The sequence below is a fragment of the Streptomyces sp. Ag109_G2-15 genome (genome assembly GCF_900215565.1).
Taxonomy (GTDB): Bacteria; Actinomycetota; Actinomycetes; order Streptomycetales; family Streptomycetaceae; genus Streptomyces; species Streptomyces diastatochromogenes.
The window spans coordinates 1,207,245-1,228,185 of sequence record NZ_OCNI01000002.1 but is presented as its reverse complement, the minus strand read 5'-3'; the positions used below and the strand labels follow the sequence as shown (position 1 = coordinate 1,228,185).

The 20,941-nt window shown below is 71.8% G+C and carries 15 protein-coding genes; 12 read left to right on the top strand and 3 right to left on the bottom strand.

All coding sequences use genetic code 11. The features are described 5' to 3' along the window. Nucleotides 1-10: 10 nt before the first annotated feature. Entirely contained in the window at nucleotides 11-3,040 is a 3,030-nt protein-coding gene (locus CRP49_RS41925) for a glycoside hydrolase family 38 C-terminal domain-containing protein (RefSeq protein WP_097258599.1), read from the top strand. A 33-nt stretch (nucleotides 3,041-3,073) separates the two neighbouring features. Here the strand turns inward: CRP49_RS41925 and CRP49_RS41920 are convergent, their stop codons facing one another. Beyond that, the gene (locus CRP49_RS41920) at nucleotides 3,074-3,775 is read right to left on the bottom strand and encodes a FadR/GntR family transcriptional regulator (RefSeq protein WP_097258598.1); all 702 of its coding nucleotides are present in this window, start codon (nucleotides 3,773-3,775) and stop codon (nucleotides 3,074-3,076) included. A 164-nt stretch (nucleotides 3,776-3,939) separates the two neighbouring features. On the opposite strand from CRP49_RS41920, the gene CRP49_RS41915 reads away from it, so the two are divergent. From CRP49_RS41915 to CRP49_RS41875, 9 genes are all read left to right on the top strand, one after another. Then, nucleotides 3,940-5,013 (top strand): sugar ABC transporter substrate-binding protein, encoded by a 1,074-nt coding sequence (locus tag CRP49_RS41915; protein ID WP_097258597.1) that lies wholly within the window; start codon nucleotides 3,940-3,942, stop codon nucleotides 5,011-5,013. Then, nucleotides 5,010-6,503 carry a sugar ABC transporter ATP-binding protein gene (locus tag CRP49_RS41910; RefSeq protein ID WP_097258596.1) on the top strand — a complete coding sequence of 498 codons (1,494 nt, stop codon included), beginning with the start codon at nucleotides 5,010-5,012 and terminating at the stop codon, nucleotides 6,501-6,503. Before CRP49_RS41915 ends, CRP49_RS41910 begins: the two co-directional genes overlap by 4 nt. 46 nt (nucleotides 6,504-6,549) lie before the next feature. Further along, nucleotides 6,550-7,575: an ABC transporter permease gene (locus tag CRP49_RS41905; protein ID WP_097259315.1), complete on the top strand. Its 1,026-nt coding sequence runs from the start codon at nucleotides 6,550-6,552 to the stop codon at nucleotides 7,573-7,575. 39 nt (nucleotides 7,576-7,614) lie between these two features. Continuing rightward, a complete protein-coding gene (locus CRP49_RS41900) occupies nucleotides 7,615-8,955 on the top strand; it encodes an L-fuconate dehydratase (RefSeq protein WP_097258595.1) in 1,341 nt (446 codons plus the stop codon). Next, nucleotides 8,952-9,707: an SDR family NAD(P)-dependent oxidoreductase gene (locus CRP49_RS41895; RefSeq protein ID WP_097258594.1), complete on the top strand. Its 756-nt coding sequence runs from the start codon at nucleotides 8,952-8,954 to the stop codon at nucleotides 9,705-9,707. Before CRP49_RS41900 ends, CRP49_RS41895 begins: the two co-directional genes overlap by 4 nt. Further along, nucleotides 9,704-10,672 carry an aldo/keto reductase gene (locus CRP49_RS41890; protein WP_097258593.1) on the top strand — a complete coding sequence of 323 codons (969 nt, stop codon included), beginning with the start codon at nucleotides 9,704-9,706 and terminating at the stop codon, nucleotides 10,670-10,672. The genes CRP49_RS41895 and CRP49_RS41890 overlap by 4 nt, the downstream gene beginning before the upstream one ends. After that, complete coding sequence (locus CRP49_RS41885; RefSeq protein WP_097258592.1) at nucleotides 10,669-10,983, top strand: L-rhamnose mutarotase; 315 nt, start codon at nucleotides 10,669-10,671, stop codon at nucleotides 10,981-10,983. The genes CRP49_RS41890 and CRP49_RS41885 overlap by 4 nt, the downstream gene beginning before the upstream one ends. After that, nucleotides 10,980-11,819: an amidohydrolase gene (locus CRP49_RS41880; protein WP_097258591.1), complete on the top strand. Its 840-nt coding sequence runs from the start codon at nucleotides 10,980-10,982 to the stop codon at nucleotides 11,817-11,819. Before CRP49_RS41885 ends, CRP49_RS41880 begins: the two co-directional genes overlap by 4 nt. 90 nt (nucleotides 11,820-11,909) lie before the next feature. Next, nucleotides 11,910-14,642 carry a hypothetical protein gene (locus tag CRP49_RS41875; protein WP_143670100.1) on the top strand — a complete coding sequence of 911 codons (2,733 nt, stop codon included), beginning with the start codon at nucleotides 11,910-11,912 and terminating at the stop codon, nucleotides 14,640-14,642. A gap of 4 nt (nucleotides 14,643-14,646) precedes the next feature. Here CRP49_RS41875 and CRP49_RS41870 read toward each other — a convergent pair whose 3' ends face one another. After that, nucleotides 14,647-16,068, bottom strand: a complete 1,422-nt coding sequence (locus tag CRP49_RS41870) for a lipase maturation factor family protein (RefSeq protein ID WP_097258589.1) — start codon at nucleotides 16,066-16,068, stop codon at nucleotides 14,647-14,649. A gap of 151 nt (nucleotides 16,069-16,219) precedes the next feature. Here CRP49_RS41870 and CRP49_RS41865 point away from each other — a divergent pair, with 151 nt between their 5' ends. Both CRP49_RS41865 and CRP49_RS41860 read left to right on the top strand, forming a co-directional pair. Beyond that, complete coding sequence (locus CRP49_RS41865) at nucleotides 16,220-18,307, top strand: SpoIIE family protein phosphatase (RefSeq protein ID WP_097258588.1); 2,088 nt, start codon at nucleotides 16,220-16,222, stop codon at nucleotides 18,305-18,307. 31 nt (nucleotides 18,308-18,338) lie between these two features. After that, nucleotides 18,339-19,202: an Fpg/Nei family DNA glycosylase gene (locus tag CRP49_RS41860; RefSeq protein ID WP_097258587.1), complete on the top strand. Its 864-nt coding sequence runs from the start codon at nucleotides 18,339-18,341 to the stop codon at nucleotides 19,200-19,202. A 9-nt stretch (nucleotides 19,203-19,211) separates the two neighbouring features. On the opposite strand, the gene CRP49_RS41855 is transcribed toward CRP49_RS41860, so the two are convergent. Further along, entirely contained in the window at nucleotides 19,212-20,939 is a 1,728-nt protein-coding gene (locus CRP49_RS41855; protein WP_097258586.1) for a caspase family protein, read from the bottom strand. Between the last annotated feature and the right edge of the window lie 2 nt (nucleotides 20,940-20,941).

The window sequence follows — 20,941 nt, the reverse complement described above, 5'->3', positions numbered from 1 at the left end:
AGCACCCCGCATGCATGACGACCGCAATCTGGTCGAAGCCCGCCTCCGGCGCGTCCTCGACGAACGCATCCGTCCCGCCGTGTACCCCGAGTCCGTGCCGCTCGAGGTCGCGGTCTGGCACGCGCCGGGCGAGCCGGTGCCGGTCGCGGAGGGACTGGCGGCCGAGCCCGTGCCGATCGAGGTGGGCGCCCGGTGGGGTGCTCCGTGGGGCACCAGCTGGTTCCGGGTGACCGGGACCGTGCCCGAGGCCTGGGCGGGCCGGACCGTCGAGGCCCTGCTCGACCTGGGCTTCGACGAGAACATGCCCGGCTTCCAGTGCGAGGGCCTGGTCTACCGGCCCGACGGCACCCCGGTGAAGGGCCTCAACCCGCGCAACCAGTGGGTGCGCGTCGGCGCGCCCGTCGCGGGCGGGGAGGAGGTGCGCCTGCACATCGAGGCCGCCTCCAACCCGGTCATCCTGGACTACCACCCCTTCCGGCCCACCTGGCTCGGCGACAAGGACACCGCCGGGCACGAGCCGCAGTACACGCTCACCCGCATGGACCTCGCCGTCTTCGACGAGACCGTGTGGCAGCTGGTGCTGGACCTGGAGGTGCTGGGCGAGCTGATGGCCGAGCTGCCGGTGGACTCCGCGCGCCGCTGGGACATCCTGCGCGCCGTCGACCGGGCCCTGGACGCCGTCGACCTGCAGGACGTGGGCGGCACGGCGGACCGGGCCCGGGCACAGCTGACCGCTGTCCTGTCCGCGCCCGCCGTGCCGTCCGCCCACCGGATCAGCGCGGTCGGGCACGCGCACATCGACTCCGCCTGGCTGTGGCCGCTGCGCGAGACCGTGCGCAAGGTGGCTCGTACGACGTCCAACATGACCGCGCTCATCGAGGACGAGCCGGAGTTCGTCTTCGCCATGTCGCAGGCGCAGCAGTGGGCCTGGGTGAAGGAGCACCGGCCCGAGGTGTGGGCGCGGGTGAAGAAGGCCGTGGCGGAGGGGCGGTTCGTACCGGCCGGTGGGATGTGGGTCGAGTCGGACACCAACATGCCCGGCTCGGAGGCGATGGCCCGTCAGTTCGTGCACGGAAAGCGGTTCTTCCTCGACGAGTTCGGCATCGAGAACGAGGAGGCCTGGCTGCCCGACACCTTCGGCTTCGCCGCCGGGCTGCCGCAGATCATCAAGGCGGCCGGTTCCAAGTGGCTGCTGACGCAGAAGATCTCGTGGTCGCAGACCAACAAGTTTCCGCACCACACCTTCCAGTGGGAGGGCATCGACGGCACCCGGATCTTCACCCACTTCCCGCCCGTCGACACCTACAACTGCTCGATGAAGGGCGGCGAAATCGCCCACGCCGCAAGGAACTTCAAGGACAAGGGCAAGGCCCGGCACTCGCTCGCGCCCAGTGGCTGGGGTGACGGAGGCGGCGGCACGACCCGCGAGATGGTCGCCAAGGCGGCCCGGCTGCGCGACCTCGAAGGCTCCGCGACCGTCGTCTGGGAGACACCGAGGGCGTTCTTCGAGAAGGCGGAGGCCGAATACCCCGAACCCGCCGTCTGGGTCGGCGAGTTGTACCTCGAACTGCATCGCGCCACCCTCACCAGCCAGGCGAAGACCAAGCAGGGCAACCGCCGCAGCGAACACCTCCTGCGCGAGGCCGAACTCTGGGCGGCCACCGCCGCCGTACGCACCGGATTCCCCTACCCCTACGCGGAGTTGGACCGGATCTGGAAGACGGTCCTGCTCCACCAGTTCCACGACATCCTGCCCGGCTCGTCGATCGCCTGGGTGCACCGGGAGGCCCGGGCGACGTACGAGCGGATCGCCGCGGAGCTGAACGGCGTCATCGAGGCCGCGCAGCGCGCGCTCGCGGGCGAGGGGGAGACGCCCCTGGTGTTCAACGCCGCCCCGCACGCGCGCGCCGGCGTCCCGGCCGGCGGGGCGGCGACACCACGGACGCTGGGCGCGACCGCGCATGCCCCACGCCCGGAGGGCGGCCATGTCCTGGACAACGGCCTGCTACGCATCGAGATCGACGCCCGGGGCCTGGTCGTCTCCGCCTACGACATCGAGGCCGACCGGGAGACGATCGCCCCCGGCACCGTCGCGAACCTCCTCCAGCTCCACCCCGACTTCCCCAACATGTGGGACGCCTGGGACGTGGACGAGTTCTACCGGAACACGGTCACGGACCTCACGGACGCCGACTCGGTGACGGCGGGCGAGGACGGCGCATCGGTACGGATCGTACGGTCCTTCGGCGCCTCCCGCGTCACCCAGATGCTGACGCTGCCGGCGGGGGAGCGGCGCCTGGTGCTGGACACGGAGGTCGACTGGCACGAGACGGAGAAGTTCCTGAAGCTGGCCTTCCCGCTCGACCTGCACGCCGAACGGTACGCGTCGGAAACCCAGTTCGGGCACTTCCACCGCCCCACCCACACCAACACCTCCTGGGAGGCAGCCAAGTTCGAGGCCTGCAACCACCGCTTCGTCCATCTGACGGAACCGGACTGGGGCGTCGCCGTCGTCAACGACTCGACGTACGGCCACGACGTGACCCGCACGGTCCGCACCGCGGCCGACCGGGGTACGACCACCACGGTCACCACTCTTCGGGTATCTCTCCTGCGCGCCCCGCGCTTCCCCGACCCCGAGACCGACCAGGGAGTCCACCGCTTCCGGCACGCCCTGATCCCCGGCGCCCGGATCGCCGACGCGGTCCGGGAGGGCTGGCGGATCAACCTGCCCGAGCGGCGCACGACCGGTGCCGGCGAGGTCGCCCCGCTGGTCACCGTGGACAACGAGGCGGTCGTCCTCACGGCCGTGAAGCTGGCCGACGACGGCAGCGGCGACGTGGTGGTCCGCTTCCACGAGGCCCATGGAGCCCGGGCCCGGGCAACCCTGACCGCCGGCTTCCCGTTCACCGACCTCACCGTGACGGACCTGCTGGAACGGCCGACCGGCGAGGCCGAGCCGCCCGTGCGGGACGGCGACCGGATCACCGTACGACTGCGGCCGTTCGAACTGATGACACTGCGGCTGCGGCGGGCCTGAGCCCGTCACCTGCCGGGACCGTCGGCCCAGGCGCTAGCCCCCGAGCTGCGTCCGCAACCACTCCTCGACCTCTCCCACATGCGCGGCCGCCGCCGCCCGTGCCGCCTCCGGGTCGCGGGCGGCCAGGGCGCGGTGGATGGCGGCGTGTTCGCGGCGGGTGCGGGTGAAGGCGCCCTCCTCCTGGTAGCCGCGCCAGACGCGGGCGCGGAAGGTGCGGGAGGACAGGCCCTCCAGGATGGCCGCCATCGTCTCGTTGCCCGCGGCGGCCGCGATCTCGCGGTGGAAGGCCAGGTCGTGGGCGAGGATCTCCTCGGGGTCGTCGGTGGCGTTCATCGCCGCCAGGTGTTTTTCCACCTCGGCGAGCTGGTCGTCGGTGATGCGGGCCGCGGCGAGCGCGGTCGCCGTGGACTCCAGGATCCGGCGCACCTCCAGGAGTTCCACCAGCCGTGGGCCCCGGGACAGGTCCGCGACCACGCCGAAGGTCTCCAGCAGGTCGCCGGCCTCCAGTGCGGTGACGTAGATACCGGAACCGTGCCGGGCCTCCAGGACGCCCAGGACCGTCAGCGCGCGGATCGCCTCGCGCATCGAGCTGCGGGAGATGCCCAGTTGGGCCGCCAGGTCGCGCTCGGTGGGCAGGCGCTGGCCGGGCTCCAGGCGGCCCTCGGCGATCATCGTCTTGATCCGCTCGATGGCGCGCTGGGTCACCGTGCCCTTCTGCGGGGCTCCGTCGTCCACGCCGTTCCTCCCGTCGCTGGGTGCGTCGCAGTCTAACCAGCGGAATGGTCGGACCACTATGCATCGAAGAGCGGAAAATTTGGCGCCGGAGGGTGTTCTGGCGCCGGAGTGGTCTGATAAGTATCCAGGCATCTGCTCGAACACCCTCGACGAGGAGCCGCGAGATGCCTGTCAGAACAGCGAGGAAGCAGAACAGGTCACGGATCACCGGCGTGGCGGCCCTGGCCGCCTGCGCCGCACTGCTGCTCACCGCGTGCGGCAGCACCAAGGACACCGGCGCCTCCGGTGCCGCGGGCGGGGGCGGTACGGGCAAGGTCGGGGTGATCCTGCCCCTGCTGACCTCGCCGTTCTGGCAGTCGTACAACGACTACGTGCCCAAGATGGCCACGTCCGTGGGCGTCGACGCGCTGAAGACGGTCAACTCCAACAGCGACCCCTCGCAGCAGATCACCGACATCAACAACGAGCTGAACCAGGGTGTGAAGGGACTGGTGGTCGCGCCCCTGGACAGCGCCGCCATCCAGGCCGGACTCGACCAGGCCGAACGCAAGGGCGTGCCGGTCGTCGCCGTGGACGTCGCGCCCGACAAGGGCAAGGTCGCCATGGTGGTGCGCGCGGACAACGTTGCCTATGGCGAGAAGGCCTGCGACTACCTCGGGCAGCACGTCAGCAGCGGCAAGGTCGTGCAGATCATGGGCGACCTCGCCTCGGTCAACGGCCGCGACCGCTCCGAGGCCTTCCGGGCCTGCGTGAAGAAGAAGTACCCGAAGCTCAAGGTGCTGGAGATCCCGGCGAAATGGGAGTCCGACACCGCGGCGGCCAAGCTCGACACGCTGCTGAACGCCAACCCCGACCTCAAGGGCATCTACATGCAGGCGGGCGGTGTGTACCTCGCGCCGACGCTGCAGACCCTGAAGTCGAAGAGCATGCTGAAGACGGCCGGCCAGAAGGGCCACATCGTCATCGTCTCCAACGACGGCATCCCGCAGGAGTTCGACGCCATCCGCAAGGGCGAGATCGACGCCACCGTCTCCCAGCCCGCCGACGCCTACGCCCGGTACGGCATGTACTACATCAAGGCGGCGATGGAGGGGAAGACGTTCAAGCCCGGTCCCACCGACCACGACTCGACCATCGTGAAGCTGCCCAGCGGCATCCTGGAGGACCAGCTGCCCGCGCCCCTGGTCACCAAGACCAACGTCGACGACCCCAAGCTCTGGGGCAACACGGTCAAATGAGCGCACCTCTCGTTGAAGCCGAGGGCATCGTCAAGCGGTACGGCCCCACGGTCGCCCTCGCCGACGGCCGGCTCACCGTCCTCCCCGGCGAGTCCCACGCCCTCGTCGGCCGCAACGGCGCGGGCAAGTCCACGCTGGTCAACGTCCTCACCGGACTCCAGGCCCCGGACGAGGGCACCGTACGCTTCGACGGCGAACCCGCACCCGCGCTCGCCGACCGGGACGCCTGGCGCCGCAAGGTCGCCTGCGTGTACCAGAAGCCCACGGTCGTACCGGAGTTGACGGTCGCCGAGAACCTGTTCATCAACCGGCAGCCGCTCCAGCGGGGTTTCATCAGCTGGCGTCGGCTCAGGCGTGAAGCCGCCGACCTGCTCGCCACCTGGGACGTGCACGTCGACCCCGAGGTCCGCACCGGCGACCTCAAGGTCGAGGACCGCCAGATGGTGGAGATCGCGCGGGCGTTGAGCTTCGGCGCGCGGTTCATCGTCCTGGACGAGCCGACCGCCCAGCTCGACAACCGGGAGATCGAGCGGCTGTTCAGCCGGATGCGCGCCCTGCAGGACTCCGGGGTCACCTTCCTGTTCATCTCGCACCACCTCCAGGAGGTGTACGAGGTCTGCCAGACGGTGACCGTCCTGCGCGACGCCCGCTGGATCACCACCGCCCCGGTCGCCGAGTTGCCCCGCGCGGCCCTGGTGGAGGCCATGGCGGGGGAGACCATCGCCGAGCAGGCGGCGACCGTGCGGGACACGGTGGCCGACGACGCGCCGGTCGCCCTGGAAGCGCGCGGGCTGTCGTCGGAGTCGTACCGGGACATCGACCTCACCGTCCGCCACGGCGAGGTCGTCGGACTCGCCGGCTCCAGCGGCAGCGGGAAGATCGAGCTGGCCGAGTCCCTCGCCGGACTGCACACCCCGACGAGCGGCACGGCCCGGCTCGACGGCCGCCAACTCCCGTTCGGAGACGTCCAGGCAGCACTCGGGGCCGGTGTCGGCTGCGTGCCCCGGGACCGGCACGAGCAGGGCCTCGTGACCGGGATGAGCATCGGCGACAACGCCACCCTGAGCGTCCTCGGCCGCCTGGGCCGCTACGGCTTCGTCGGCACCCAGCGCCGACGCGCCGTCGCCACCGACCTCATCGCACGCCTCGACATCCACGCCGAGGGCCCCGACCAGCCCGTCTCCGACCTCTCCGGCGGCAACGCACAGAAGGTCGTCATGGCCCGCGCCCTGGCCTCCGACCCCCGGCTGCTCGTCCTGATCAACCCCACCGCGGGCGTCGACGTGAAGTCCAAGGAGTCGCTGCTGGCCCGGATGGACAGCGCCCGCGAGGACGGCACCGCCGTGCTCGTCGTCTCCGACGAACTCGACGACCTGCGCCGCTGCGACCGTGTCCTCGTCCTCTTCCACGGCCGGATCGTCGCCGAGCACCCGGCGGGCTGGCACGACCACGAGCTGATCGCCTCCATCGAAGGAGTGGACCATGGCTGACGGATCGACCATGGCGGACGGATCGACTATGGCCGACGGATCGACCATGGCTGACACCAAGGCCCCGCCGCTCACTCCCGTCCCGGTCCCGGGCGCCCGTTCGGCCAAGGCCGTCCTGCTCCGCCGGGCCCGCGAACTCGCCCTGGTTCCCGCCCTGTTGCTGCTGATGGTGCTGGGCGCTTTCGTCAACGACTCCTTCCTCACCGAGCGCAACATCATCTCCATCCTCGGCGCCTCCGCGGCCCTCGCCATGGTGGTGCTCGCCGAGTCGCTCGTCCTGATCACCGGAAAGTTCGACCTGTCGCTCGAATCGGTCGTCGGCATCGCCCCCGCCGTGGGCGCCCTGCTCGTCCTGCCCGCCGCCCAGTCCGGCTGGGGCACCGAGTGGCCCACCGCGCTCGCCCTGGTCGCGATCCTCGTCGTCGGCGCGGCGATCGGCGCCCTCAACGGCATCCTCGTGGTGAAGTTCAAGCTCAACGCCTTCATCGTCACCCTGGCGATGCTGATCATCCTGCGCGGACTGCTGGTCGGCGCCACCAAGGGCAAGACGCTGTTCGGGATGCCCGACGCGTTCTTCACCCTCGCCACCACGACGTTCCTGCGCGTCCCGATGTCCGTGTGGCTGGCGGCGCTCGCCTTCGCGGTCACCGGGCTCGTCCTGCGCTACCACCGCGTCGGGCGCGCCCTGTACGCCATCGGCGGCAACGCGGACGCGGCCCGTGCGGCCGGGATCCGCGTCGAGCGCGTGATGCTCGGGGTGTTCGTCGTCGCCGGTGTCCTCGCCTCCGTCGGCGGCCTCCTGCAGACCGGCTACGTCGGCGCGATCAGCGCCAACCAGGGCAACAACATGATCTTCACCGTGTTCGCGGCGGCCGTGATCGGCGGCATCAGCCTGGACGGCGGCAAGGGCACCATGGCCGGTGCCCTCACCGGCGTCCTCCTGCTGGGCGTCGTACAGAACCTGCTGACCCTCGCGCAGGTGCCGTCGTTCTGGATCCAGGCCATCTACGGCGGGATCATCCTCGTCGCCCTCATGATCGCCCGCGTGACGACGGGCCGGGCCCAGGACTGACTCCCCGCCCCCACCGTCCCCCCGACCGAAAGGACTTCAGTGCCCGAGGCCCCCGCCCGCATCATCGCGGTCGACACCCACGACATCCGTTTCCCCACCTCGCGCGAGCTGGACGGCTCCGACGCGATGAACCCGGACCCCGACTACTCGGCGGCCTACGTCGTCCTGCGCACGGACGCCGCCGACGGGCACGAGGGGCACGGGTTCACCTTCACCATCGGGCGGGGCAACGACGTCCAGGTCGCCGCGATCGACGCGCTGCGGGGCCATGTGCTCGGCCGCCCGGTCGAGGAGGTCTGCGCCGACCCCGGCTCGCTCTTCCGGGACCTGATCGCCGACAGCCAGCTGCGCTGGCTCGGCCCCGAGAAGGGCGTGATGCACATGGCGATCGGGGCCGTCGTCAACGCCGTCTGGGACCTCGCCGCCCGGCGGGCCGGCAAGCCGCTGTGGCAGCTGCTCGCCGACGCCGAGCCGGAGTGGCTGGTCCGCCAGATCGACTTCCGCTACATCACCGACGCACTCACCCCCGAGGAGGCCCTGGACCTCCTCAGACGCGGCAGGGAGGGCGAGGCGGACCGCCGGGCCCGGCTGTTGGAGCGCGGCTTCCCCGCCTACACGACCTCCCCGGGCTGGCTCGGCTACGACGACGCCAAGCTCACCCGGCTCGCCGCCCAGGCCGTCGCCGACGGCTTCCGGCAGATCAAGCTCAAGGTGGGCGCCGACCTGGCGGACGACGTACGGCGCTGCCGGGTCGCCCGCGCCGTCGTCGGACCGGACGTCCGCCTCGCCGTCGACGCCAACCAGCGCTGGAACGTGGACGAGGCCATCGCCTGGACCACGGCCCTCGCCGAGTTCGACCCGTACTGGATCGAGGAGCCCACCAGCCCCGACGACGTTCTCGGCCATGCGGCGATCCGCCGCGCGGTGACACCTGTCAAGGTCGCCACCGGCGAGCACGTCCAGAACCGGATCGTCTTCAAGCAGATGCTCCAGGCCGGCGCCCTCGACATCGTGCAGATCGACGCCGCCCGCGTCGGCGGCGTCAACGAGAACCTCGCCATCCTGTTGCTCGCCGCCAAGTTCGGCGTCCCCGTCTGCCCGCACGCCGGCGGGGTCGGCCTGTGCGAACTCGTCCAGCACCTGTCGATGTTCGACTACCTGGCGGTCTCCGGCACCACCGAGGACCGGGTCATCGAGTACGTCGACCACCTCCACGAGCACTTCCTCACCCCCGTGGTGATCCGCGACGGCCACTACACCGCCCCCACCACGCCCGGCTTCTCGGCGGCCATGCGCCCGGAGTCCATCGCGCGGTACACCTACCCCGGCGGCACGTTCTGGGCCGCCGACCCCGACACCCAGAAGGGACAGGCGGCATGAGCGACTTCGAGGGCCTCAGGGCCCTGGTCACCGGCGGCGCCTCCGGGATCGGCCGGGCCACCGCCGACCTGCTCGCCGCACGCGGCGCCCAGGTCGCGGTGCTCGACCTGGACCCGTCCGCGGTGGACAAGCCCCTCCTGGCCTACCGGGCGGACGTCACCGACGACACCTCGGTGCGTACCGCCGTGGCACAGGCCGCCGAAGCCCTCGGCGGCCTCGACGTCCTGGTCAACAACGCCGGCATCGGCGTCCAGGGCACCGTCGAGGACAACGACGACGAGGAGTGGCGGCGCGTCTTCGACGTCAATGTCCTCGGCATGGTCCGCGCCGCCCGCGCCGCCCTCCCGCACCTGCGCCGCTCCCGGCACGCCGCGATCGTCAACACCTGCTCCATCGCCGCCACCGCCGGCCTTCCGCAGCGCGCCCTCTACAGCGCCACCAAGGGCGCCGTGTACTCCCTGACCCTGGCCATGGCCGCCGACCACGTCCGCGAGGGCATCCGCGTCAACTGCGTCAACCCCGGCACGGTGGACACCCCGTGGGTCGGCCGCCTGCTGGACGCGGCCCCCGACCCCGCCGCCGAGCGCGCCGCCCTGGAGGCCCGCCAGCCCACCGGCCGCCTCGTCTCGCCGACCGAGGTAGCGGGTGCCATCGCCTACTTGGCCGGCCCCCTCTCCGGCGCCACCACCGGCACCGCCCTCGCCGTCGACGGCGGCATGCAGGGCCTCAGGCTGCGCCCGGCGGGCCGGTGAACCGCCTGGGCCGCAGCGGCGTCGAGGTCGGCCCGCTGGGCTTCGGCGCCGCCGGGATCGGCAACCTGTATACCCCGATGTCCGACGAGCAGGCGTACGAGGCGGTGCGGGCCGCCTGGGAGCGGGGCATCCGGTACTTCGACACCGCGCCCCACTATGGCCTCGGCCTGTCGGAACGGCGCCTGGGCGCGGCCCTGCGGGCCTACGACCGTGTCGCGTACACGGTCTCCACGAAGGTCGGCCGCCGCCTGGAACCCGCCGACGGCACCGGGGACGACCTGGCGAACGGCTTCGCCGTCCCCGCCGACCACCGCCGCGTCTGGGACTTCAGCGCCGACGGCGTCCGCCGCACGCTGGAGGCGAGCCTGGACCGGCTCGGCCTCGACCGGGTGGACGTCGTCTACCTCCACGACCCCGACGACCACGCCGAGCAGGCCTTCCGCGAGGGCTACCCCGCCCTGGAGAAGCTCCGCTCGGAAGGTGTCGTGGGCGCGATCGGCGCGGGCATGAACCAGACGGAGATGCTCACCCGCTTCGTCCGCGACACGGACGTGGACGTGGTGCTCTGCGCGGGCCGGTACACCCTGCTCGACCAGAGCGCGGCGGCCGAGCTGCTGCCGGAGGCCGCCGCGCGGGGCGTGTCGGTCGTCATCGGCGGTGCCTTCAACTCGGGCCTGCTCGCGGATCCGACGCCCGATTCGACGTACAACTACACCCGTGCGCCCGAGGAGTTGCTGGACCGGGCCCTCCGCATGAAGGCGGTCGCCGGTCGGCACGGCATCACCCTGCGCGCCGCCGCCCTGGCCTACTGCGCCGCCCACCCGGCCGTCGCGAGCGTCCTGGCCGGGGCCCGCTCCGCCGCCGAAGTGCACGACTGCGCCGAGCAGTTCACCACCCCGGTCCCGGCCGCCTTCTGGCGGGAACTGCGCGACACCGGTCTGCTGCCACCCGAGGAGCCGTCATGAGAGTCGCCCTGCACACCAAGGTCCGCGCCCACCGCATCGACGACTACGAGGCGGCCCACCGCGAGGTCCCGCAGGCACTGACCGACGCCATCCGCGCCGCCGGAGCCACCTCCTGGACCATCTGGCGCAGCGGCACCGACCTCTTCCACCTCCTCGAGTGCGAGGACTACGGTCGCCTCCTCGCCGCACTGGAACAGCTGCCCGTCAACGTTGCCTGGCAGGCCCGTATGGCCGAGCTGCTCGACGTCGTCCACGACTACTCGCGGGCCGGCGCGGACGACTCCCTGCCCGTCGTCTGGGAGCTGCCGTGACCGTCGACGCCCACCACCACGTCTGGGACCTGTCGGTCCGCGACCAGGACTGGATCAACGGCCCCGAACTCCAGCCGCTGAGACGGAACTTCACCCTCGCCGACCTGGAACCCGAGGCGCGGGCGGCCGGAGTGGACCGCACCGTCCTCGTCCAGACGATCACCGTCCCCGAGGAGACCCCCGAGTTCCTGGCCCTGGCAGCCGGTCGCGACCTCGTCGCGGGCGTGGTCGGCTGGACCGACCTCACCCGCCCCGGCATCGCCGAGGAACTGGCCCGCCTGCGCGAACTCCCCGGCGGCCCCTTCCTGAAGGGCATCCGCCACCAGGTCCAGGCCGAGCCCGACCCGCAGTGGCTGCTACGGGCCGACGTACAGCGCGGCCTGGCCGCCGCGGCCGCAGCGGGCCTGGTCTACGACCTCGTGGTCCTGCCCGGCCAACTCCCGGCCTGCGCCGAGGCGGCAGCTTCACTGCCCCAACTGACCTTCGTGCTGGACCACTTGGGCAAGCCGCCCATCGCCTCGGGAGAACACGAACCCTGGTCCATGGCCCTGCGCACCCTGGCCGCCCTCCCCAACACCGTCGCCAAACTCTCCGGCCTGGTCACCGAGGCCGACCCCGTCTCCTGGACACCCGCCGACCTCCGCCCGTACACGGACACCGCCCTGGAGACCTTCGGCCCCGACCGCCTGATGTTCGGCTCCGACTGGCCGGTGTGCACTCTCGTGGCCGGCTACGCGGACATCCATGCCCTCGGGCGGGAGTTGACTGCGGATCTCAGCGAAGCGGAGACCAAGGCGCTCTTCGAGGACACTGCGGTGCGCGTCTACGGTCTGTGACACCGCAGGACCTGTGCTGCCCTTCGAACGCTAACCTGCCCCCAGTACTTGGGGGGATGGGTGACTGTGGGGTGCGTTGTACGGTCGGCGGTGCGTAGGGGGAGCGCGCTCGTCGGACTTCTGCTGCTGGCCGTGATCGCGGCGCTGACCCTCGACGTGGTGCAGATGGCCTCGCCGACGCTCCGGTCAGGGCCGTGCGGCGAGCCGGTCGGCAGATGGATCGCGGAATATCCGCGCGACGACTTCTGCGTGTGGGCCGGGGCGCTGGGGGACCGCAGCCTCGCCGCGCCAGACGCGGTGTCCCTCGACCTCACCATGGAGGAGCGTGACCGGCTGCCCCGGGCCGAGGTCCGCCTGACCTTGCCCGCCCACAGTGCCGTGGCCGACGCAGTCCGCGCGGGACACGCCGTGCACCGCCCCGAGGACTTCGGCAACGCCGTCGTGGGCGAGGTGAGATTCGGCGACGTGTATCCGATGTGGGACGTACCCACCTTGAGTCCCGGCAAGGACCGCGACCACGTCGTCGTCACCACCTCGGCACGCGTGCCCTCGTACCTCCGCTCCAGGCTGCGGTCGGCGCCCTCGGTGAAGCTGTCGCTGCGGCCCGCCCCTTTCGCGACGTCGCTCACGCTGACCGCCGAGGATCGCGTGGTCGTCGCTTCCCACTTGCCCGCGGGGGCTCGGATCGACACGGCGAAGGTGACGGCCCGCCTGCCGGTCGCCGCAGGCGCCTGGACCGTCACCCTGGGCTCTGCCGAGCGGGCCTCGGAGTATGCCGTCGAGGAGAACCCGGCGCCCCCCACCTGGCTGCGGCGCGTGGAGGCGATCGGGCGTGCCGTGCTGGAGAGCGCGGGCAACTGGGCCGTGCTGCTGCTCGGCTCGGCACCCTGGCTGCTGCTCTGGCTCGCCGCCCGCACCGGGGCGTTCGGCGACGGCCTGGGCGCCCGGCCCGCGTGGACGCGGTACGTCCGTCTCGTGGGCCTGGTCCTCGCCATCCACGTCAGTGTGTGCGCGGCGGCGGCGTTCGCAGGCAACGACTACACCCTGAACAACGCCTTCGCAGGCGACGCCGCGTTCGGCCGAGTCGTCTCGCGCCGGGTGCCCTGGCAGCCGGCCCTGAGCATCGGCCTGGGCGGCACGTGCATCCTGCTCGCCGCCGCAACGCTGACGCTGCTGCCCACGGCGGTGCGCCGAGCCGGGCGGGCACGGCCGGCGGGCGGCGGCAACGGACGGGTCCTCGGCCATGGCTGGGGGCTGGTGGCCGTCGCGGCGCTGTGCGCCGGAGCCGTCCTGCTCGCCGCGGCAGGCCCCTCCCTCACCCCGCCCACGCATGACATCCTCCTCGCCGCCCTGGCTCTCTACGGCGGTGCCTTCCTGCTGCTGACGGCGCTCGCCTCGACCGCCCACCTGCTGCTGCGGACACTCCGCCACGACGACGGCTCTGCGCCACCGTCCCTGGGCGCGGCCCTCGCCACCGCGCTCGTCCTGACCGGCCTGGCGGTCGTCTACGACTACTACGGATACCTGCCCTGGGCGCTGCGCTGGGTGCCGTTGCTCGTCACCGGGGCCACGGGCCTGCTGTCCCTGACGGCCCTCGGCCACCGAGCCGTGACAGGCCGGCCCATGGGACGGCGCACCCTCGCGTGGCTGGCTCCGGTGGCCGTGGCCCTGTCCGTGCCGTGGCACCTGCTGGGTGACAGCTATCCGGGCTGGGATCAGGTCACCACGCTGGCCCAGGAAGCCGACGGGCTGCTCGCCTGCTTCCTGGCTGGGGCGGCCGTCCTCACCCTGCGCAGGCTCGGCCGCTCACCGGTGGTCACGGAGGACGGGCTGCGGGGCCTGCGTTCGCTGGGCGTCGCCGCAACGCTGATCGTGCTCTCCGGCAGCTACTCCTTCTACCGCGGGCTCAGCGTGTGGTCCCTGCTCGCCGCGCTGCTCGGCGCGCTGTTCCTGCTCCCGCGCGACCAGGTCGCCCCAGCCGCGGCGGTGCTGTCCCAGAACTCCGCCGAGCAGCGCGGATCCCTGGCGCGCACGGTAATGGCCGGTGCCGCTCGCCGGCAGCTGTCCGCCACCGGTCGGGCTCTGCGTGAGAAGACGGCGGAGGACGGCGGCAGCCTCGTCACACAGCAGCTGGCCGTACGCCGGCTTGAACTCGCCGCCGCCCGCGACCGCGAGGGCACCCCGACGGGATCCGCCACCACCACCCGTCAGCGTGCCCTGGGCGGCTTCACCAGCCGGCGCCCCTGGCAGCGAGGACTCTGGGGCGCACGCTGGGGCCTGCTCATCGGGCTGCCGTGGACGGCCCTCGACCTCGCGGGCACCGCGCACCTGCCGCCGCACGAGTTCTATCCCCTGCTGTCCGCCGCTGGAGCGCTGCTGCCCGCCACCCTGCGCTGGGCGGGCCTGGGCCTGCTGTTCGGGTACTTCTTCCCGCTGGTGGCAGGGGAGAGCGGCCTGGCCAAGGCGCTGCGGCTGGCCGCGGCGGCCGCCGCGCCGACCGTGCTGGACGCCGTACTGGTGCCGCACCACGGATCCGTGTGGCCCGGAGGGACTCTCTCCGTCGTCCAGCTCCTCGCGTTCTGCCTCAGCCTCGGCCTGCTCGCGGACAGCGACACCCTCGCCCGGCACCGTTACCACTGGGCACGCCTCGCCGACGTGCACAACCTCGGCTCGCTGGCGGCCTGGTTCTCCGCGGTGGCCGCCGCCCTCGCCACCGGCGTGGCGGCACTGCTCCTCGCAGGCTTGCAGCCCTTCGTGACGAACCTCGTGCAGCCGCCCCAGACACCTCAGGGCAACCCGCCGGCGAGCACGGCGTCCCGGTAGCCGCTCACATCCGGTCGGCCACATACGCCAGCCGCGTCGGCGGCAGCCACTCCCGCACATACACCCGCTCCCAGCACGCCCCCGTCTCCCGCAGCTCGCGCCAGGTGGTGTAGCGGTAGCGGAAGAGGCGGGCGCGGATGTAGCGGGGCGGGGTGTCCGGTGGGAAGGGGGAGCGGCGGAGCAGTTTCAGGGTGGCGCGGTCGTTCTCCAGGAGGCGTTCCACCAGGCCGCCGAACCATTCGCCGGCGTAGGCGGGGGACAGCGCGGCGAACCACATCAGCCAGTCCAGGCGCAGATGGTAGGGCGCGAACTGGCGTGGCCAGTGCCGGGGATCGCCGGGCTTGCCCTTGAACTCGTACTCCCGCCACTCCGAGTCCTCCCGCGGCAGGTCGTCCAGCGTGCCCTCGACCACCACCTCGTGGCGGATCCGGCTGACGCTGCCGAACGCGCCGTAGGTGTTCACCAGGTGCAGCGGGTCGAAGGAGCGGTTCATGACCTGGCGCCGGGAGATCATGTTCGTCACCGGGTGGTAGCTCAGGCAGACCAGCAGCGCGGCGACCGCGAGCACCACGACCTCGTACCAGAGCGGCGCCGACGGCACGGACGGCGCCGTCGTCGGGAACCGCAGCGCGGAGAGCGCCAGCACGATGGTGATCCAGTTCAGCCAGGAGAAGTTGCCCGACAGCACCAGCCACAGCTGGGTGGCGATCATCAGGGCGGCGGCGGCCGAGGCGATCGGCTGGGGGGTGAACAGCAGGACCGGCACGACCAGTTGGGTGACGTGGTTCGCGGCGACCTCGACCCGGTGCAGCGGCTGCGGGAGATGGTGGAAGAACCAGCTCAGCGGTCCGGGCATCGGCTGGGTCTCGTGGTGGTAGTAGAGGCAGGTCAGCTTCCGCCAGCAGGCGTCCCCGCGCATCTTGATCAGACCCGCCCCGAACTCGACCCGGAACAGGATCCAGCGCAGCAGGAACAGCACGACGATCGGCGGCGCGACCTCGTCGTTGCCGAGGAAGGCGGCCAGGAAGCCGACCTCCAGCAGCAGCGACTCCCAGCCGAACGCGTACCAGGTCTGACCCACGTTGACGATCGACAGGTACAGCGCCCACGGCACCAGCCACAGCAGGATGCCGCTCCACAGCGGCAGCAGCGAGTCCGCGCCGGCCAGCAGTGCCGCCGACACCGCGCAGCCCGCCCAGGCGCAGGCCGCGAAGAAGCGGTCCGAGTAGTGCAGCTGGAACAGGCTCGGAGCCCGTCCGAAGGGGATCCGGGCCGTGTACCGGGGGATCGGCAGCATGCCGCGCTCGCCCAGCAGGGCCCGGAACTGCAGGGCGGCCGTCAGGAACGCGACGAGGTACAGACCGGCCAGGGCCCGCTGGAAGACCAGCCGGCTCAGCCAGTAGTCGGGTGCGGTGAACCAGTCCACGGCGCTGTGCTCCTGCCTCCATTGTGGCCGCAGCGACGATGGTGCCCCAGCGGTGCCCGTCACTCCAGGTACCGCGCCCCTTCCCTCGCGTAACCGGCGCAGTCGAAACCCAGCAGTCGAAGAATCCGACAAACCCTGGCAAGGTGGCCCCATGGCTGATCGGGCAGCGAGTGCCCTGTCACTTCCGGAGGACTGGCCCGCCCACCCGGATCCGATCCTGGCGCTCAACCGCATGGGCAGCTTCGACTGGGACCTGGACACCGGTCTTTTCAGCATGGACGCGCAGGCGCACGCGATCTTCGACCTGCGCCCCGACGAGTACGACGGTCGCCCCGAGAGCCTGTCCGTACGGGTGCCCGCCGCGGAGAGCCACCGCATCGACCTCCTGGTGGCCCAGGCCATCAAGGACGGCCGGGAGAACTACGGCGCGTACTTCCGCGTGAGGCGCCGCGACGGCACCCTGCGCTGGACCCACACCCAGGGCTACATACGACGTGACGAGACCGGCCGCCCGCGCCGGATCATCGGGATCGTCCGGGACGCCACCGAGGAACTGAGCGAACGCGCGGTCCGCAAGGACGCGGCCGCCCAGGCCGCCGCCCGGCGCGACCAGACCAACGTCGTCCAGATCGCCACGGCCGCCCTCGCCCACGCCCGTACCGTCCAGGACGTCATCGACGTCGTCACGGACGCCCAGGGCCTGACCCTCCTCGGCTCCACCAGCCTGGTCCTCGGCCTGGTCGAGGCCGGCCGCATCCGGCTGGTCGCGGAGGGCCCCGCGGGCACCTACGTGCCCGGCACCCGCATCACCCGGATCGACGAGCCCTATCCGATGGGCGAGGCGGTGCGCACCCTCAGCCCGTGCTTCATCGAGTCCCCGGACGAGTTCGCCGAGCGCTTTCCCATCCTGTGGCCGCACATCACGGACATGCACATCACCTCCGCCGCCTATCTGCCGCTGATCGCCCAGGCCCGCCCGATCGGCGCGATGGGCCTGCTCTACGACGACCGCAGCGGCTTCTCGGCGGAGGAGCGCAACGTGCTCGTCGCCCTCGGCAGCAGCATCGCCCAGAGCCTGCAGCGGGCCATGCTCTACGAGCAGGAGAAGGACCTCGCGCAGGGCCTCCAGCAGGCGATGCTGCCCCGCACCATCCCGAGCGTGCGCGGCGCCGACGTCGCCGTCCGCTACCGCGCCGCCACCGTCGGGGGCACCCTCGGCCGGGACATCGGCGGCGACTGGTACGACCTGATCCCGCTGCCCGGCGGCCGGGTCGGCGCGGTCATCGGCGACGTACAGGGCCACGACACCCACGCGGCGGCCGTGATGGGCCAGCTGCGGATCGTGCTGCGCGCCTACGCCGCCGAGGGGCACACCCCGGCCACCGTGATGGCCCGCGCCTCCGTGTTCCTGCACGAACTCGACACCGACCGCTTCGCCACCTGTCTGTACGCGGAGGCCGACCTGTCCACCGGGGTCGTCCAGGTGGTCCGGGCCGGCCATATCGACCCGCTGGTCCGGCACGCCGACGGCAGCTGCCACCGGGTCCCGGTCGAGGGCGGGCTGCCGCTCGGCCTCTCCGCCGAGTTCGGCCGTCTGGAGTACCCCGTCTCCACCCTCGAACTCGACCCCGGCCACACCCTGCTGCTGTGCACCGACGGGCTGGTCGAACAGCCGGGATCCGACCTCGACGACGGACTGGAGGCCCTGACGACCCTCGTCGCCAAGGGCCCGGACGACGTGCGCGACCTCGCCGCCCGGCTGATCGAGGTGGCCGAGGAGCGGGGCGGCGACGACGACGTGGCCCTGCTCCTGCTGCGCCGCCGCGTCCCGGAGGCCCCGCGGTCCGGCGGCCGGCTCCAGCAGCACGTGGCCCCCGGCGACCCCGAGGCCCTGACCCACGCCCGGCACCTGATCCGCGCCGCGGTCCGCTCCTGGGGCGCCGAGGACCGGGCCGACGAGGTCGAGCTGGTCGCCGACGAACTCGTCACCAACGCCCTGATCCACACCGAGGGCTCCGCGATCGTCACCCTGCGGGTCCTCGAAGGCAGCGGCCGCCGGCTGCGCGTCGAGGTCGAGGACTCCTCCAGCGCCCTGCCGCGCCGCCGCGACGCCGGGGAGGACGGAGTCTCCGGGCGCGGACTGCTCCTCGTCGACCGGCTCGCCGACGTGTGGGGAGTGGAGGCGCGCGGCGGCGGCAAGTGCGTGTGGTGCGAGTTCCTGGTGTACGAGCACACCTGACCACAGGGGCCCCGGATGGCACTCTGGACGTATGCCGGAACTCCCCGAGGTGGAAGCCCTCAAGGACTTCCTGACCGAGAACCTGGTCGGCCATGACGTCGTACGGGTGCTGCCCGTCGCGATCAGCGTCCTGAAGACGTACGACCCTCCGGTCGGCGCGTTCGAGGGCAGCGAGGTCGTCGCCGTGCACCGGCACGGGAAGTTCCTCGACATCGAGGGCGGCACCGGCCTGCACTTCGTCACCCATCTGGCCCGCGCGGGCTGGCTGCAGTGGAAGGACCGGCTCCCGGACGGCCTGCCGCGCCCCGGAAAGGGCCCCCTCGCCCTGCGGGCCGCCCTGGAGACCGGCGCGGGCTTCGACCTCACCGAGGCCGGCACCCAGAAGAAGCTCGCCGTGTACATCGTCCACGACCCGCGGGACGTGCCCGGCGTGGCCCGCCTCGGCCCGGACCCGCTCGCCGCCGACTTCGACGAGGACCGCTTCGCCGCCCTGCTGAAGGACGAGCGGCGCCAGATCAAGGGAGCCCTGCGCGACCAGAGCCTGATCGCCGGGGTCGGCAACGCGTACAGCGACGAGATCCTGCACGCGGCGAAGATGTCCCCGTTCAAACTCGCCGCGTCCCTCACCGCGGAGGAGACGGAACGGCTCTACGCGGCCCTGCGCACCACCCTCACCGAGGCGGTCGAACGCTCCCGGGGCCTTGCCGCGGGACACCTGAAGGCGGAGAAGAAGACCGGCCTGCGCGTCCACGGCCGCACCGGCGAACCCTGCCCGGTCTGCGGCGACACCATCCGCGAGGTCTCCTTCAGCGACTCCTCGCTCCAGTACTGCCCGACCTGCCAGACGGGTGGGAAGCCGCTGGCTGATCGCAGGATGTCGCGGCTGCTGAAGTAGTTCGGGTACTCACCAGTGGGCGCTCACGATGGGGTAGGCGATGCTCATCATCGCGGCCAGGACGACGACCGGGACCGCGCAGAGCCTCGCTGCCGACACCAGGGCGCGCGTGACGGTCTTCGCTCCTTGCGTGTAGCGACGGCGCCGCGTGTGCAGTTCCTGCCGGGCGAGGGCACCGAGGGCCAGCGCCGCCACTGAGGTGATCAGGGAGATGATGAGGGGGGTGAGCATTCCGTAGGCGTGGGCCCAGTGCTCGAATTGCTCGATTTCCTGCTTTCTATGTGCTTGCAACCGCTCTTGCCCGGCATTTACCGCCGCCACGACTGCCTTGACCAACATGAGCACCGAGGCGACGGCGAGGGCCAGCGCGACCGCCGCCAGTGCGGGCGCACGCAGGGGCCTGGACGCGGGCCGGTGTGTGACGCTCGGCCCCTTCTGCCGGCCGCCGACGGACTGGGGGGCGGGGGGCTGGTCGGGCGGCGGCGGCAGTACCTCGGCCTCGACATGGACCACGGCGTCGCCGGCGACACCCTTCAGCGCGATGTCGCCGGCCAGACGTCCCACGGCGGACGTGTCGACACCGACGGCAAGGCCGTCCGCGGACTCCTCGACCTGCAGCCACTTGCCCGTGGCGTGGGCGACGCAATGGCGGGCCAACGGGATGCCCTCCAGCGTGACGGTCTGTCGCGGCACGGCGGCACCCCGGGGCACCCGGCCGAAGTCCAGGCGAGCCGGGGAGGGCGTGAGGCGGGCGTCGTTCAAGGCGTGCTGCGCCTCGTAGGCGACCTGCACGGTGTCGTCGCGGGCCACGGCCTCCAGGGCCTGGCGCGCCCCCTCGGCTATACGGAGATTCTGGCTCTTCATGCGGGAGCGCAGCTCTCGGACGGCGCCGCGGCGGGTGAAGTCGTTCCTGCTGCGGAGGGCCTCCTGCACGGGACGCGGAACGGGATCGGCCTCGATCCTGATCGTGCGGTGCCGGCCGTGCGCCAGCTCTATGGTCCCCTGCATCTCGACGTACTTGCTCGGGGTCTGGTTCGGGTTCGCGTCCCGCACGTGCTCGTAGACGTAGTCGTACAGGTCGTCGAGGGAGATCTCACCGTCCTCGTCGAGGTCGGCGTCGCCGGTCGTCAGGCCTTCCACCACAGCATGGGTGAACACCGACGGAGCGGCGGTCCCGTCGGCGGTCAGTTCGGCGCCCTCGAAGGCGTACTCCATGGAGGTGGACGCCGTGATGACGGCCCAGCCCCGCCCCCCGCCCGGCTTGTCGCCCGCGAAGGCGTCGAGGACGTTCATGTCCCGGGAGGCCTTTGCGGACGCGCCCTTGGAGAAGGCGCCTCCATAGCAGCAGTCCAGGAGCAGCACGGTCTTGCCCGCCCGGGTGTCGGACATGCACTCGTGGACGTACTCGGCCGGGACCCCGGTGGCTCTGAGCAGCTGCGGCCGGGTGTCGCTGGCGGCGAAGTACAACTTGCCGGACTCGGCCTTGATCCCGTGGCAGGAGAAATGCAGCACCAGCGTGTCGTCACGCCGGCGGTGGTTGAAGAAGCTTTCGATGCGGTCTCGCATGGCCTGGGCCGACGCGTTTCTCAGGACGTCCACCTCGAAGTCGCCGATCTGTGGATTGCGCAGGACTCCGCAGAGGGCGTCGGCATCGTGCTCGGGCGCTCTCAGCTCCCTGAGACCCTCGTCCTCGTACGCGTCGTTGGCGATGATCAGGGCGTGCCGGGACGCGCCCATGA